10 protein-coding genes and 1 pseudogene are annotated in these 14,128 nt (G+C 73.3%); 5 read left to right on the forward strand and 6 right to left on the reverse strand.

Annotation, left to right across the window (positions count from 1 at the left end; all coding sequences use genetic code 11):
• Window positions 1-61 precede the first annotated feature (61 nt).
• Window positions 62-490, forward strand: a complete 429-nt coding sequence (locus J7462_RS20545) for a DUF3151 domain-containing protein (RefSeq protein ID WP_219465550.1) — start codon at window positions 62-64, stop codon at window positions 488-490.
• A gap of 72 nt (window positions 491-562) precedes the next feature.
• Here J7462_RS20545 and J7462_RS20550 read toward each other — a convergent pair whose 3' ends face one another.
• On the reverse strand, window positions 563-2,821 hold the full coding sequence (locus J7462_RS20550; protein WP_219465552.1) for a chromosome partitioning protein: 2,259 nt from the start codon (window positions 2,819-2,821) through the stop codon (window positions 563-565).
• Window positions 2,822-2,897: 76 nt separating this feature from the next.
• Window positions 2,898-3,779, reverse strand: a pseudogene (locus tag J7462_RS20555) (hypothetical protein); the annotation flags it as partial.
• Between the two features lie 408 nt (window positions 3,780-4,187).
• On the opposite strand from J7462_RS20555, the gene J7462_RS20560 reads away from it, so the two are divergent.
• From J7462_RS20560 to purD, 3 genes are all read left to right on the forward strand, one after another.
• A complete protein-coding gene (locus tag J7462_RS20560; protein ID WP_208565321.1) occupies window positions 4,188-5,477 on the forward strand; it encodes an adenylosuccinate synthase in 1,290 nt (429 codons plus the stop codon).
• Window positions 5,478-5,668: 191 nt separating this feature from the next.
• Complete coding sequence (locus J7462_RS20565) at window positions 5,669-6,613, forward strand: type IV toxin-antitoxin system AbiEi family antitoxin domain-containing protein (RefSeq protein ID WP_219465556.1); 945 nt, start codon at window positions 5,669-5,671, stop codon at window positions 6,611-6,613.
• Between the two features lie 402 nt (window positions 6,614-7,015).
• Window positions 7,016-8,266 carry a phosphoribosylamine--glycine ligase gene (purD, locus tag J7462_RS20570; RefSeq protein ID WP_219465558.1) on the forward strand — a complete coding sequence of 417 codons (1,251 nt, stop codon included), beginning with the start codon at window positions 7,016-7,018 and terminating at the stop codon, window positions 8,264-8,266.
• Between the two features lie 233 nt (window positions 8,267-8,499).
• Here purD and J7462_RS20575 read toward each other — a convergent pair whose 3' ends face one another.
• The 4 genes from J7462_RS20575 to J7462_RS20590 form a co-directional block, all read right to left on the reverse strand.
• Window positions 8,500-9,690 (reverse strand): serine hydrolase, encoded by a 1,191-nt coding sequence (locus J7462_RS20575; RefSeq protein ID WP_219465560.1) that lies wholly within the window; start codon window positions 9,688-9,690, stop codon window positions 8,500-8,502.
• 198 nt (window positions 9,691-9,888) lie between these two features.
• Window positions 9,889-11,454: an AMP-binding protein gene (locus J7462_RS20580; RefSeq protein ID WP_219465562.1), complete on the reverse strand. Its 1,566-nt coding sequence runs from the start codon at window positions 11,452-11,454 to the stop codon at window positions 9,889-9,891.
• A 149-nt stretch (window positions 11,455-11,603) separates the two neighbouring features.
• Window positions 11,604-12,818: an acyl-CoA dehydrogenase family protein gene (locus J7462_RS20585; protein WP_219465563.1), complete on the reverse strand. Its 1,215-nt coding sequence runs from the start codon at window positions 12,816-12,818 to the stop codon at window positions 11,604-11,606.
• Between the two features lie 2 nt (window positions 12,819-12,820).
• A complete protein-coding gene (locus J7462_RS20590) occupies window positions 12,821-13,273 on the reverse strand; it encodes an SCP2 sterol-binding domain-containing protein (protein WP_208565327.1) in 453 nt (150 codons plus the stop codon).
• 77 nt (window positions 13,274-13,350) lie between these two features.
• Between J7462_RS20590 and J7462_RS20595 the strand changes: the two genes are divergently transcribed.
• The gene (locus J7462_RS20595) at window positions 13,351-13,989 is read left to right on the forward strand and encodes a TetR/AcrR family transcriptional regulator (protein ID WP_219465564.1); all 639 of its coding nucleotides are present in this window, start codon (window positions 13,351-13,353) and stop codon (window positions 13,987-13,989) included.
• The last annotated feature ends 139 nt before the right edge of the window (window positions 13,990-14,128 follow it).

The following is a 14,128-nucleotide window of genomic DNA, read 5'->3' on the forward strand; positions in this document are numbered from 1 at the left end:
CAGCCACCGTATGCGTCCGACCCCCTCGCGCGGTGCAGGGCGAAGCGGGTTGAATGGGGCGATGCAGAACCTGTTGCCTGAGCCTCCGGCCACCCTCCTGCCCGCGCACGACGACGCGGACGCCGCGCTGGCCACCGCCGCCGAGCACGGCACCGACGAGGCGTATGCCGAGGTCGCGGCCCGCTTCCCCACCCACAGCGCGGCCTGGGCGGCCCTGGCCACCCGTGCCCTCGACGGCGGTCAGGTGATCGCCGCGTACGCGTACGCCCGCACCGGCTACCACCGTGGCCTGGACCAGTTGCGGCGCAGCGGCTGGAAGGGGCACGGCCCGGTCCCGTGGTCGCACGCCCCGAACCAGGGCTTCCTGCGCTGCCTCTACGTCCTGTCCCGGGCCGCCGGGGAGATCGGCGAGGCGGACGAGGCCGCCCGGTGCGCCCAGTTCCTCCGCGACTGCGACCCGGCGGCCGGGGACGCCCTCGCCGGCGCCTGACCGTCCGGTCGACGCCGGCCCGCCCCGGACGGTCCGTTCGGGGTGGGCCGGTGCCGACGGTCGCGGGGCCGCTCAGAGCCCCTCGGCCACCGCTGCGGCGATCTTCAGCCAGGCGTCCCGGGTGGCCGAGGAGAGCCCGCCGTACCGGATCGGCTCACCGGTGTCGATCAGCCGCTCGTACGGTGCGAGCAGCACCGCCCTGGTCCGGGCGGCGAAGTGTTCCTGGATGGCCGGCAGGTCGATCTCCTTGCGCGACGGCGGCATCGACACCACCGTCACCGCCTGCCGGACGAGCCGGTGCCGGCCGCTCTGTTCCAGGTGGTCGAGCATCCGGGCGGCCGTCTCCGCCGAGTCGTTCCGGGCCGACATGGTGACCACCAACTGGTCGGTGGCGTCCATCGCGGCCTGCCAGTTCTGCGCCCGGACGTTGTTCCCGGTGTCCACGAAGATCAGCTTGTAGAACCGGCTCACCACCTCGCGGATCTCGGCGAACGCCGCCGCCGTCAGCATCTCGCCCCCGGTGGCCGACTCGTCCGAGGCGAGCACGTCGAACATCCCCTCGCCCTGCGAGCGGACGTACTGCGACAGGTCCCCGATCCGGCCGTGCGGCCCCTGGAACTGCCCGAGGTCACGCAGCATGTCCCGGACCGTCCGGGAGTGGAAGTCCTGCTGCGCCCGCATCCCCAGGGTGCCCTGGGTCTCGTTGTTGTCCCAGGCCAGCACGTAACCGCCGCGCTTCTGCCCGAAGGTCATGGCGAGCAGCAGGATGGCCACCGTCTTCCCGGCGCCGCCCTTGGGGTTGACCACGGTCACCTGGCGCAGCCCGCCGAAGTTGCGGCGCACCATCTCGATGTCCCGCTTCACCTCCTGCTCGTGCTGCCCCGGTGGGAGTTTCACCAGGCCGATCCGGTTGACCACGGCCCGTACGCCCATCGTGGCGATCGGTTCGGCCGGCCGGATCTGCCGACGGCGGGCGAAGTCCTCGGCGGTCGGCGCGATCCCGCTGTCCGGTGACCAGCCCAGCTCCGGGTAGCCCGCCGGGTCGGGATAGGCCGCCGGGGGCCCGGCGGCCGGTGCCGTCCCGGCCGGCGGGGGCTGCTCCGGCCACGACGACCGGTGCCACCCGCCGGGCACCTGCGGTCCGGGCAGCAGACCGGATTCCCCGGGACCCGTCACCCCGGGCCGGATCGGTCCGGGAGTTGCGGGTCCGGTCGGCCCGGGGCCGTGGGCGGCGGGTCCGGGGCCGTGGGCGGCGGGTCCGGGAGTTGCGGGTCCGGTCGACCCTTGGCCGTGGGCGGCCGGTCCGGGCGTGGCCGGCGCGGAGGCGATCGGGTCGAGCGCGCCCGGACCGGCCTCCTCCGCCGCATGGCGCTCCGGCCCGAGGCGTTCCGGGCCGGGATAGGTCGGGCCGGGATGGGGCGGGCTGAGGTGCTCCTGGCCGGGATAGATCGGACTGAGGTGCTCCGGCTCGGGGAAGGTCGGGCTGAGGTGCTCCGGGTCGGGGTGGGCCGGATCGGATGCGGCGGTGTGGCCGGGTCCGGGTCCGGTGGGGCCGAAATCCGCGTCGGGGGCGGTGGGCCTCGGCGGCGGTCCGGCAGCGGTCGGGGCCGACTCCTCGACGCCGACCGCGAGTCGCTGGGGCGGCAGCGCCCAGGGCGACTCGCCTCGGCCTGCGGGCTGTGCCGGCACCGCCGCCACGACTGCCGCCGCCTCCGGTCCGGGCTCCTGGACCGGGGCGGATCTCGGCCGCTGGAGGGGCCCGAACCTGCCGAGATTCCACTCGGTCGGGTCAGTGCCGTGCGCCACGACGGTCGCGTTACGCGCCGGGGACGGCGGGGCGGGGTTGGGTGGGCCGTCGGGCGGGTCCGTGGGCGCCGACGGAGCTGCCCCCCGGGCCGGGCCGGGCGGCGGCACCGGTGGGCCGGCGAGCGACGGGTCCAGCGAGAAGGGCAGGTCGATGTCCACCCGCCCGGCCCGGCCCGTCGCCGCCCGCCCGGGTGGGTCGTCGTACCCCGGGGGGTCGTCGTACCCCGGGGGGTCGTCGTACCCCGGGGGGTCGTCGTACCTCGGGGGGAGGGCGGGGGTGGGGGTCGGTTCCGGGTGGGCGGGCGTCCAACCGTCACCGGGTGGGGCCCAACCACCGTCGGCCGGCGTCGGAGTCACCTCCGCCGCGAGCGACGGGTACGCCGTCGGCGGAAAGACCGGCGGGGGTTCACCGGCCCAGTGCGGCACCGGTTCGGTCGGGTCGGGCGGCCAGAGCGGTTCGATGTCCCGCTCCGGCACCGGCGGCTGGCCGGGCAGTCCTGCCCGGTCGGCGTTGTCGTCCACCACGGCTCCTCCCCATTCCTCCCGCCGAGGATAGGCCGTCCCGTTGCCGTCACGCCGGGTGACGGACGCGGGTGGGTGGTCAGCCCGTGAAGACCGCCCAGGCCCCGGGCTCGGTCCACCAGGAACGCTTCCGGCTCAACTCGCCCTCGACCCCGTCGTCGAGGAACGGCACCCGTTCGTCACGGGGGATCACGGCCACCGCCCGGCCCCGGGCCCGACGTACCTCGTAGCGGATCTTCTTCTTCCTACCCAACGTGGAGCGGGTCGGCACGGGAACGGCCACCGCGACCTCCACCAGACCGTCGGTCGGGTCGCCGGCGGTGAGCAGCGGCAGCGAGTCGAGGGTGGCGTACCCGCCGGCGTTGCCGATCGCGCAGGCCAGGATCGGGTCCGCGCCGTCGGTGAGCACCGCGTCGTCCACCTCGACCCGACCACGCCAGTGCAGCGGCCGGCCCGAGTCGTCGGCCGCGCCGAGCAACGCGCCGTCCAGGGTCACCGAACCGCCGTCGTTGCGCAGCAGGTCGAGCCGGCGTACCCCGCCGTCGAGCACGGCCGCCGCCACCGCCGCCGGGTCCCGGGGCAGGCCGAGCTGCGCGGCCAGATCCCGGTGCGGGCCACCCCGGGCCGGATCGAGCGGGAGTACGCCGATCGGCGGCAGATCAGGCACCGTACGGTTGCCGGCCAACTCGGCGGGGCGACGGCTCGGCGGTGGGGCGTACCGGCGGACCAGGCGGCGCACGACGGCGCGCAACTGGGCGTCGGTGGCGGTGGCGACGACCAGCCGGACCTTGCTGTCCGGGTCGGGCCAGGTGAGGCCGTCGGGGCGGGCCGGGGCGTCCAGCCGGGCCAGCACCTCGTCGACCTCGGCGTCGGAACGGGCGACGACCGTCTCCACCCGGGCACCCCGGGCGGTCAACGCGTCCGCACAGGCCAGCACCGGCACCCGGGGCGTCTCGCAGCGCCCCTGCTCCGTCCCGTGCCCACCGGCCTCGGCCCGCTCGTGCCCCTCGGCCCCGGTCTGCTCGTGCCCACCGGCCCCGGTCTGCTCGTGCCCACCGGCCCCGGTCTGCTCGTGCCCACCGGTCGGACGGCCCGTGGGGGTCTGCCCGGCGGTCGGGTCGGTCCGTTCTCCGGCCGGTTGCCCGGCGGCCTGCGGAGCACCGCCGCAGCAGCCGTCGCCGCTGCCGCAGCCCCCACCGGGAGCGTCCCGCTCCGAGCCGAGGGTGAGCAGCACCACGTCGTACAAACCGGGCCTCCTGACCTTCGACGCGAACCCCTGCTGGCCACGCCGTTCCTACTTGTTAGCCTGACACCCCGGGCTCGCCAACCGGTCGCCACCTGGCACCCGAGCCTTCTGGAGGCGGAAAAGATGCCAGCGATCGTGCTCATCGGTGCTCAGTGGGGCGACGAGGGCAAGGGCAAGGTTACCGACCTGCTGGGTGAGCGGGTCGACTACGTCGTGCGCTACTCCGGCGGCAACAACGCCGGCCACACCGTGATCACCCCGGACGGGCAGAAGTACGCGCTGCACCTGATGCCGTCAGGTGCGCTCTCCCCGAGCGCCATGATCGTCATCGGCAACGGGGTGGTGGTCGATCCGAAGGTGCTGCTCGCCGAGATCGACGGGCTTGCCGAGCGCGGGGTGGACGTGTCCCGGCTGAGGATCTCCGGCGACGCGCACCTGATCATGCCGCACCACCGGGCGCTGGACCGGGTGGTGGAGCGCTACCTCGGGTCCGCCCGGATCGGCACCACCGGGCGCGGCATCGGCCCGGCCTACGGCGACAAGGTCGCCCGGATGGGCATCCGGCTCCAGGACCTGCTCGACCCGGGCATCCTGCGCAAGAAGCTGGAACTCGCGCTGCGTGAGAAGAACCAGCTGCTGTTCAAGGTCTACAACCGCAAGGCGATCGACGTCGAGGAGACCGTCGAGGAGTACCTGCGGTACGCGGAGCGGCTGCGGCCGTACATCGCCGAGACCCGGGTGATGCTCTGGGACGCCCTCGACCGGGGCGAGACGGTGCTGCTGGAGGGTGCCCAGGCCACCATGCTCGACATGGACCACGGCACGTACCCCTTCGTCACCTCGTCGAACCCGACGGCCGGTGGGGCGTGCGTGGGTGCGGGCATCCCGCCGACCGCGATCACCGGGGTCATCGCGGTGAGCAAGGCGTACACCACCCGGGTGGGGTCCGGTCCGTTCCCGACCGAGCTGTTCGACGACAACGGCCAGCACCTGCGCAAGGTCGGCCACGAATACGGCACCACCACCGGCCGGGAACGCCGCTGCGGCTGGTTCGACGCCGTCGTCGCCCGGTACTCCTGCCGCCTCAACGGCGTCACCGACCTGGTGATCACCAAGCTGGACGTGCTCACCGGCCTGCCCAAGGTCCCGCTCTGCATCGGGTACGAGATCAACGGCGAGCGTTTCGACGACATGCCGATGACCCAGACCGACTTCCACCACGCCACCCCGATCTACGAAGAGCACGACGGTTGGTGGGAGGACATCAGCAAGGCCCGTACCGAGGACGAGCTGCCGGACAACGCCCGCCGCTACATCGCCCGCATCGAGGAACTCACCGGCACCCGCGTCAGCGTGGTGGGCGTGGGCCCCGGCCGCGAGGAAAACGTAGTCCGCCACCCCCTCCTCCCCTAACATCCCCCTCCCTTCCCCGCCCTCCCCCCGTCGCGGTCCCGCTCTGCCCCCGGTGATCAAGAGGTTTGCGTCACGAATTCGCCTTTCGTTGACGTAAAGCTCTTGATCACCTGTGGAAACCCGGGGGTTGTCCACAGGTTTATCCACAGGGGTGGAAGTGGGGGTGGGTGGGGCGTGAGGGTGGCGGGGTGATGCCGCTCGAAACTCTCCGTCGGATCGCCCTCAGGCAGGACGGGATGGTCACCACGACGCAGGCCCTCGCGGCCGGGCTGACCCGGGACCATGTCCGGCAGCTCTGCCGCTCCGGCCGGTGGACGCGCCTGTCCCGTGGTTGTTACGCACCCACCGGGCGGCCACCGGACGCGGTCGCCCGGCGGGCCCGCATCCGGGCGGCAGTGACGAGCCTCGGCCCTGACGCCTTCGCCGTCCTCGACAGCGCCCTCCTGCTGCACGACATCGCCGGGCCACGCCGACCCGCGGTCCACGTCTCGGTGCCGGTGGACCGACCCCGACCGCAACGGCACACCGACCCCACGCTCGTCGTCCACCAGTTCACTGTGGCCCCGGGCGACCTCGCCGAGGTGGATGGCATCCTCACGACCTCGCCGTTGCGCACCGTGACGGACATGATTCTCCGGCTCGACCGGTACCCGGCGGTGTCCGTGCTCGACTCGGCACTGAACCGCGGACTCGTCACCCCGGAGGACCTGGCCAGCGCACCGACGCTCATCCGGGGCCGGCGAGGTGCCCCGGCGGCCCGCAGTCACCTCGCCGAGGTGGACGGACGCGCCCAGTCACCACTGGAGACCTGGTCACGCTTGCGTTGCGTGGACGGTGGAGTCCCGCCCGACACCCTGCAACAGGAGGTCCGGGACGAGGACGGGCACCTGCTCGGCATCGGTGACCTCGGCTGGCGGGCCGCGCGGCTGATCGCCGAGGCCGACGGTGCCGCCCCGCACGGCACCCCCGAGGCACTCTTCGCCGACCGTCGCCGACAGAACCGTCTGATCAACGCGGGGTGGCGGATCCTCCGCTTCACCTGGTCCGACGCGCTCCGCCCGGACTACATTCCCCACACCGTCCGCCATGCCATGTCCCTCACCCGCACCCCGCCCCACCCCGAATCCCCACACTGACCCCGTCCCACACCGGATTCCACCCACCCCGCCGGGCCCCCACTCCGCCGGGCCCCACTCCGCCGGGCCCCACCCCATCGAGCCCCACCCCACCCCACCCCGCCCGCTGCCCTCACCCGCCCCACCCGCCCTAGCCGGTGATCAAGAGGTTTGCGTCGGCTGATCAAGAGGTTTGCGTCAAAGTTGATCTCCAATCTGACGCAAACCTCTTGATCACCGGGGCGAGGCGGGGGTGAGGTGGCGGCGAGGCGGGGGTGAGGTGGCGGCGAGGCGGGGGTGAGGTGGGGGCCGGGGTGGGGGCGAGGCGGGGGTGAGGTGGAGGCGGGGCGGGGCGGGGGCGGGAGTGGGGCGGGTGGGGCGAGGCACGGTGGGGTGGGGGTGGGGTGGGTAGGATTCGTCGCCGTGCGCGTACTTCTTCTGGGTGGTGGCGGGCGGGAGCATGCGCTCGCGCTGGGGTTGGTCGAGGATCCGGCGGTCGAGGTCCTGTTCGCGGCACCCGGTAACCCGGGGATCGCGGGTGTGGCGGAGCTGCGGCAGGTCGATGCCGTCGATCCCGCCGCGGTGGCCGGGTTGGCGGTGGAGGTCGGTGCCGACCTGGTGGTGATCGGGCCGGAGGCCCCGCTTGTCGCCGGGGTGGCCGACGCGGTACGCGCCAAGGGCGTCCCCGTGTTCGGTCCGTCGGCCGAGGCGGCCCGGCTGGAGGGTTCCAAGACCTTCGCCAAGGAGATCATGACGGCGGCCGGGGTGCCGACCGCCCGCGCGTACACCTGCACGGATGCGGAGAGCGTCGGGCGGGCGCTGGACGAGTTCGGCACGCCGTACGTGGTGAAGGACGACGGGCTGGCCGCCGGCAAGGGCGTGGTGGTCACCGACGACCGGGACGTCGCGTTGCGGCACGCGCAGGAGTGCGGCCGGGTGGTGATCGAGGAGTACCTGTCCGGGCCCGAGGTCTCCCTGTTCGTGGTGACCGACGGTGAGGCGGCCCTGCCGTTGTTGCCGGCGCAGGATTTCAAGCGGGTCGGCGACGGCGATGCCGGTCCGAACACCGGCGGCATGGGGGCGTACGCGCCGCTGCCGTGGGCACCGCCGGGCCTGGTCGACGAGGTGCTGGCCGACGTGGTCCACCCGACGCTTGCCGAGATGCGCCGCCGGGGCACCCCGTTCGCCGGCCTGCTCTATGTCGGGTTGGCGCTGACCGCCGCCGGCCCCCGGGTGATCGAGTTCAATGCCCGCTTCGGTGACCCGGAGACCCAGGTGGTGCTGGCGTTGCTGCAGACCCCGCTCGGTGGGCTGCTGCACGCCGCCGCGACGGGCACGCTGGCCGCGCACCCGCCGCTGCGGTGGCGCGACGGTGCGGCCGTCACCGTGGTGGTGGCCGCCGAGGGTTACCCGGCGACCCCACGTACCGGTGACGTGATCACCGGTGCCGACCACCCGGGCGTCATTCACGCCGGCACCGCCCGCCGGGCCGCCGACGGCGCGTTGGTCTCCGCCGGCGGCCGGGTCCTCTGCGGTACGGCCACCGGCCCGGACCTGACCGCCGCCCGCGATGCCGCCTACGCCCTGGTACGCGGCATCGAGTTGGCCGGCTCGCACCACCGCAACGACATCGCCGCCACCGCGATCGACGGCCGGATCACCGTCCCGGACTGACCACAGCCGGGGCGGCTGCCCCAGCGCCCGCCCGACGCCGGGCGCGATGGATCGTGCCCGGGCCAGCGGTCGGATCACTCTCCCGAGGCCGACCGCCACCGCGATCGACGGCCAGGGAGCCGCCTGGGCCGGTGGACTCCGGGCGGGGCCGACCCGTTCCCGGGCCGGCGACCAGTTCACCGTCCCGGCGACGGACCCGTCGCTGGCCGGGTCGTGCCCCGTCGGGTCGGCGGTCAGAGCAGGGACAGGGCGGCGGCGATGACCCGTTGGGCGGTGGCGCTGAGTTCCTCGCCCTTGGCGTCGGTGCTGGTGATCGAGTATTCCACCCGGAAGCGGCCGTCCCGGGTGGAGGCGGTCCCGGCGAGGTAGCCGTACCGGGAGCCGGTCTTGATCCACAGGGTTTCGCCGTCGGGCAGCGGGAACGCGGTGAGCCCGGCGCTGTAGCGGGCCGGCCCACCGCTCACGTCCGGCACTCCGGGCAGGGTGAACATCGTGCTGAGCTGGGCCGCCGGCACCACCCGACCGGCGAAGAGCGCGGTGAGGAAGGTGTCCAGGTCGATGAGACTGGATATGATGTTGCCGGCGGCCGGGGTGAAGGTCTGGCTCCAGGTGGTGACGTCCACCAGTTCCGTCCGGCCATCCCGGTCGACTGCCTGGTAGCCGTGGGCGTGCGGGCCCCGGAGGCGGGGGTCGTCGCCCGGTGCGTAGGTGTCGCGCAGGCCGAGCGGTCGGGCGATGCGCCGGTCCAGTTCCGTCGCGTACGGGTGGCCGGTGACCTTCTCGATGAGCAGCCCGGCGACGATGTAGCCCATGTTGGTGTAGTGCTGCCTCGTGCCGGGGTCGAACTCGCGGGGGTTGTCGAGGCCGAGCCGGACCAGCTGTTGCGGGGTCCACCTGTCGTACCGGTGGGCGAGTTGCCACTCGATGTCGTCCGGCACGCTGGGGCTGGGTAGGCCGCTGGTGTGGTCGAGCAGCTGCCGGACGCTGACCGTCGGGTAGTCGGCGGGGAGCAGCCCTGGCAGGAGCCGCTGCACCGACGCGTCGAGGTCGAGCCGGCGTTCGGCCACGAGTTGCAGCACCATGGCCGCGGTGAAGGTCTTGGTGACGCTGCCGACCCGGAACCGGGCGTGTGGCGGTACGGGTTGCTGGCTGCGCAGGTCCCGTACGCCGGTGGTGCCGGTCCAGCAGCCGTCCGGCGTGGTGATCCTGACCTGGGCGCTGGTGGCGTCGGCGTCGGGCAGTCCGGCTATCGCCTGCCGGACGGGGGTCGGGTCGAGGGTGCCGGGCCGGCAGCCTGGAGCTGCGTGCCGGTCACCGACGGTGGAGGTGGGAGCGGCGAAGGCGAGCGTCCCGGGTGCCGTGACGCCGAGCAGGGCGCCGAGCGTGGTGGCGACGAGGACCGTACGCCGATTCATGATCTTCATGGTGTCGAGCCTGCCGGTCACGGGGAGCGACGGCATCGGGGACAGCCCCCCACGGCACCCGGATCGTCGGCTCGGGGAGACCACCCCGGGGTCGACGGCCCACCGAGCGTCCACCGTGCCCGTGCCCGCGCCCGGAACCCGCCCGGCACCCAGGTCTACCCTGCCCGCAGACCGTCGCCCGACGAGGTCAGGGACAGGTCAGCCGTAGTAGCGGCGGAGTTCCCGGGTGAGCACCTTGCCGGTGGCGTTGCGCGGCAGGTACTTCACGAAGATCACATCCCGGGGTACGGAGAACCGGGCCAGGTAGTGCCGGACGTACTCGCGTACCGCCTCGGGGTCGAGGGTCTCGCCGGGGTGCAGGGCGAGGAACGCGGCGAGCCGTTGCCCGTACTCCGGATCGGGTACGCCGAGCACGGCGGCCTCGCGGACCTGCGGCAGCCGGGCGAGCAGGTCCTCCAACTCGGACGGGAACACGTTCTCCCCACCGGAGACGATCATGTCGTCGGCCCGGCCGTCGACGAAGACCAGCCCGTCGGCGTTGACCCGGCCGAGGTCGCCGGTGTCGAGCAGCCCGTCGTGGGTCTCCCGGCGGGCCCCCGAGGTGTAGCCCTCGAACAGCATCTCGTTGCCGACGAAGATCCGGCCGACCCGCCCGGCCGGCACCGGCTTCCCGTCGTCGCCGAGGATCTCCAGTCGGGTGCCGTGCGGGGGGCGACCGGCGGTGGTGGGGGCCTGGCGCAGCTCGGCGGGGCCGGCGATGGCGGCCCAGGAGACCTCCGTCGAGCCGTACAGGTTGTAGAGGACGTCGCCGTAGGTGTCCATGAACCGGGTGGTGAGGTTGCCGGGCAGCGCCGAGCCGCTGACCGCGACCACCTTCAGCGCCGGCCGGGGCTCCGGTGGCGGCACGTCGAGCAGGCGTTGCAGCATCACCGGTACGGCGAACAGCGCCTGGCACCGGTGGGTCACGAGCGCGTCCAGCGTGGCGGCCGGGTCGAACCGGCGGTGCAGCACGATGGTGGCGCGCAGCGCGAAGGCGACCTGGAGTGCCGCGTACCCCCAGGTGTGGAAGATCGGGGCGGCGACCAGCACGGTGTCGTGGGTGTGCAGCGGGATGCGGTCGATGATGGACACCAGCGGGCCGAAGCCGGTCGGGACGGGCCGGCGGGCACCCTTGGGTGTGCCGGTGGTGCCGGAGGTCAGCACGATGGTCCGGCCGTCGTGGGCGGGCGGGGTGAGCCGGTCGGCGGGGAGCGCGGCGGCGATCAGGGCGTCGAGGCCGGCTTCGTCGACCCGGTGCACCTCGGCGGGGACGCCGAGGACCCGCTCGGCGAACTCGGTGTCGTGCACCAGCAGCCGTAGCCGTTGCTCCTCGGCGACGGTGGCGAGTTGCGCGGCGGACAGTCCGCTGTTGACCAGCACCGCGTCGGCGCCGAGCAGGGTGGCCGCGACGATGCCCTCGATGAGCCCGTGGTGGTTGCGGCACAGCAACCCGACCCGGTCCCCGGCCTGTACGCCGAGCACGCTGCGCATCGACCGGGCCAGTCGTTCGGCCCGGTCGAGCAGTTCCCGGTAGGTGAGTTCGTGGCCGTGCTCGTCGACGACGGCGACCCGGCCCGGGTCGCGGGCGGCGGCCTGCCGTAGTTCGCCGGCCATGCCCCAGCCCCACTGGCGCAGCGCGGCGAGTTGCGAGGCGACCCGGACGGGGTGCCCGGGGGTGAGCAGTCCCCGCCTGGTCAGTGTGGCCACGATGAACGGCAGGTCCATCCGGCGACCTCCTTCGGGGTACGACGTGGGGCCGGCCGGGGCCCTCACCAGGGATTCCTTTCCGATCATGCGTCGTCGCCGGCCGACCGCCCAGTCGACGTCGCCCATGGTGGACGGGCGGTGACGGGGCGGTCGACCGGTGGCGACGGTCAGCGGATCTGGACGCCGGAGATGGCGCGGGAGATGACCAGCCGTTGGATCTCGGAGGTGCCCTCGAAGATGGTGTAGATCTTGGCGTCCCGGTACCAGCGTTCGACCGGGTGGTCGCGCAGGAAGCCCGCCCCGCCGAGGAGCTGCACGGCCCGGTCGGTCACCGAGACGGCCACCTCACCCGCCTTGAGTTTGGACATCGAGCCTTCGCCAGCGGTGAACGGCCGGTTGTTGCGGCCCATCCAGGAGGCCCGCCAGACCAGCAGTCGGGCGGCGTCGATCTCCATCTTCATGTCGGCCAGGGCGAACGCGACGGCCTGGTTGGCGATGATCGGCCGGCCGAACTGGACCCGGTCCTTGGCGTAGTCGAGGGCGTACTCGTAGGCGGCGCGGGCGACGCCGAGCGCCTGCGCGCCGACGGTCGGCCGGGACAGCTCGAAGGTGCGCATCGCGGCCTGGCCGCTGGCCCGCTGGCCGGACCGGGCCCGCGCCAGCCGTTCGTCCAGCGCGTCCTTCCCGCCGAGCAGGCAGCGCCCGGGCACCCGGACGTCGTCGAGGAAGACGTCGGCGGTGTGCGAGGCGCGCAGGCCCAGCTTCTTGAGCTTGCGGGTCGCGTGCAGCCCGGCCGTCCCCGGCGGTACGACGAACGCGGCCTGCCCACGGGAGCCCAGTTCGGGGTCGACGGAGGCGGTGACCACGTGCACCCCGGCGATCCCGCCGTTGGTGGCGTACGCCTTCTGCCCGGTCAGTACCCACTCGTCGGTGGCCTCGTCGTAGACGGCTCTGCTGCGCATGGCGGAGACGTCGGAGCCGGCCTCCGGTTCGGTGGTGCAGAACGCGGCGACGGCGGGGGCGTCGACGGTGCCGAAGCACTGCGGCACCCATTCGACCATCTGGTCGGGGGTGCCGGTGCCGTAGATGGCGGCGACGGCGAGCGAACTGCCGAAGAGGCTCAGCCCGATGCCGGCGTCGCCCCAGAAGAGTTCCTCACTGGCGATCGGCAGGGACAGCCCGGTGGGGTCGGCCCAGCAGGTGGCGAGGAACTCGAAGCCGTACAGGCCGATCTTCGCCGCCTCCTGGATGATCGGCCAGGGGGTCTCCTCCCGGGCGTCCCACTCGGCGGCGGCCGGGCGCACGACCTCGGCGGCGAAGCCGTGCACCCAGTCCCGCAGATCCCGCTGTTCCTCGTTCAGGTCGAGCGAGAACTCGGCCATCGTCAGGCCTTGGGGATGTCGAACAGGTTGGCGATGTTGGCGGCCAGGCCCAGGTCGCCCTTGGCCTTCAGCTTGCCGGTCATGAACATCATCACCGGGTTGGCCCCACCGGAGACGATCCTCAGGAACTCGACCGGGCCCATGGTGAGGGCGAGCTTGGGGTCGTGCTGCGGCGGCTCGTTGACGGTGCAGGTGCCGTCGGCGATGACGATCTCGTAGGTGTCGGTGCCACCGTCGGGCCGGCCGGTGATGTTCCAGTGGATGACGGCGCTGGTGGTGCCGGCGCGGTCGGCGCGGAAAATCTGCGGCATCCGACCGAAGACCTCGCTGAGCACCTTGCCGCGCAGGTCGCCGGACATCACCTCGGCGATCTTGTCGTCCGGGGTGGACTTGACCAGCTGGGCGAACTCCTTGGGGCCGAAGTTGGCGAAGTTGGCCGGGTCGAAGTCAGTCATGGGAGTGGCACCTCTCGGGGCGGACGATTTTGGTTACTCAAGCGTAACCTTACGCACGAGTAGGTATGCTCGCAAGAGTGTCCAGCACACCCAGCTTCAAGCGCCTCCCCCGGGCCGTACGCGAGCAGCAGATGCTCGACGCGGCCGTCAAGGTCTTCTCCCGACGCGGCTTCCACGCCGCCAGCATGGACGAGATCGCCGAGGACGCGGGCATCTCCAAGCCGATGGTCTACGCCTACCTCGGCACCAAGGAGGAGCTGTTCATCGCCTGCCTGCACCGGGAGACCGCCCGGATGATGCTGGCCATCGCGGGGGCCGCCGCCCCCGACCTCCCGCCCGACCAGCGGCTCTGGCGTGGGCTGCGGGCCTTCTTCGGCTTCGTCGGGGCGCATCGCGACGGCTGGGCGGTGCTCTACCGGCAGGCCCGGGGCTCCCAACCGTTCGCCACCGAACTGGCCGCGATGCGCGCCCGGCTGGTCGAGGTGGTCGCCGGGATGCTCGACCACGCGTTGCGCGCCCGGGGCCGGGAGGTCGCCGCGACCGAGCTGGAGGTCGTCGCGTACGCCCTGGTCGGCGCGAGCGAGTCGCTTGCCGACTGGCTGGCCGACCACCCCGAGGCCGAGCCGGAGAAGACCGCCACCCAGATGATGAACGTCGCCTGGCTCGGTGCGGCCCAACTCCTCGACGGCGTCACCTGGCGGCCCCCGACGGACTGACCGCCCCACCCGCCCCACCCGCCGACCCCGGACGCCCGGACCTCGGGACCGATCACACCACCCGCCGGCCCCGGACGCCCGGACGCCCGGACCGACCGCGTCACCCGCCGGCCCCGGGCCGGTGCGTGGCTCGTTCCCG

Source organism: Micromonospora sp. RL09-050-HVF-A (assembly GCF_019374995.1).
Taxonomy (GTDB): Bacteria; Actinomycetota; Actinomycetes; order Mycobacteriales; family Micromonosporaceae; genus Micromonospora; species Micromonospora antibiotica.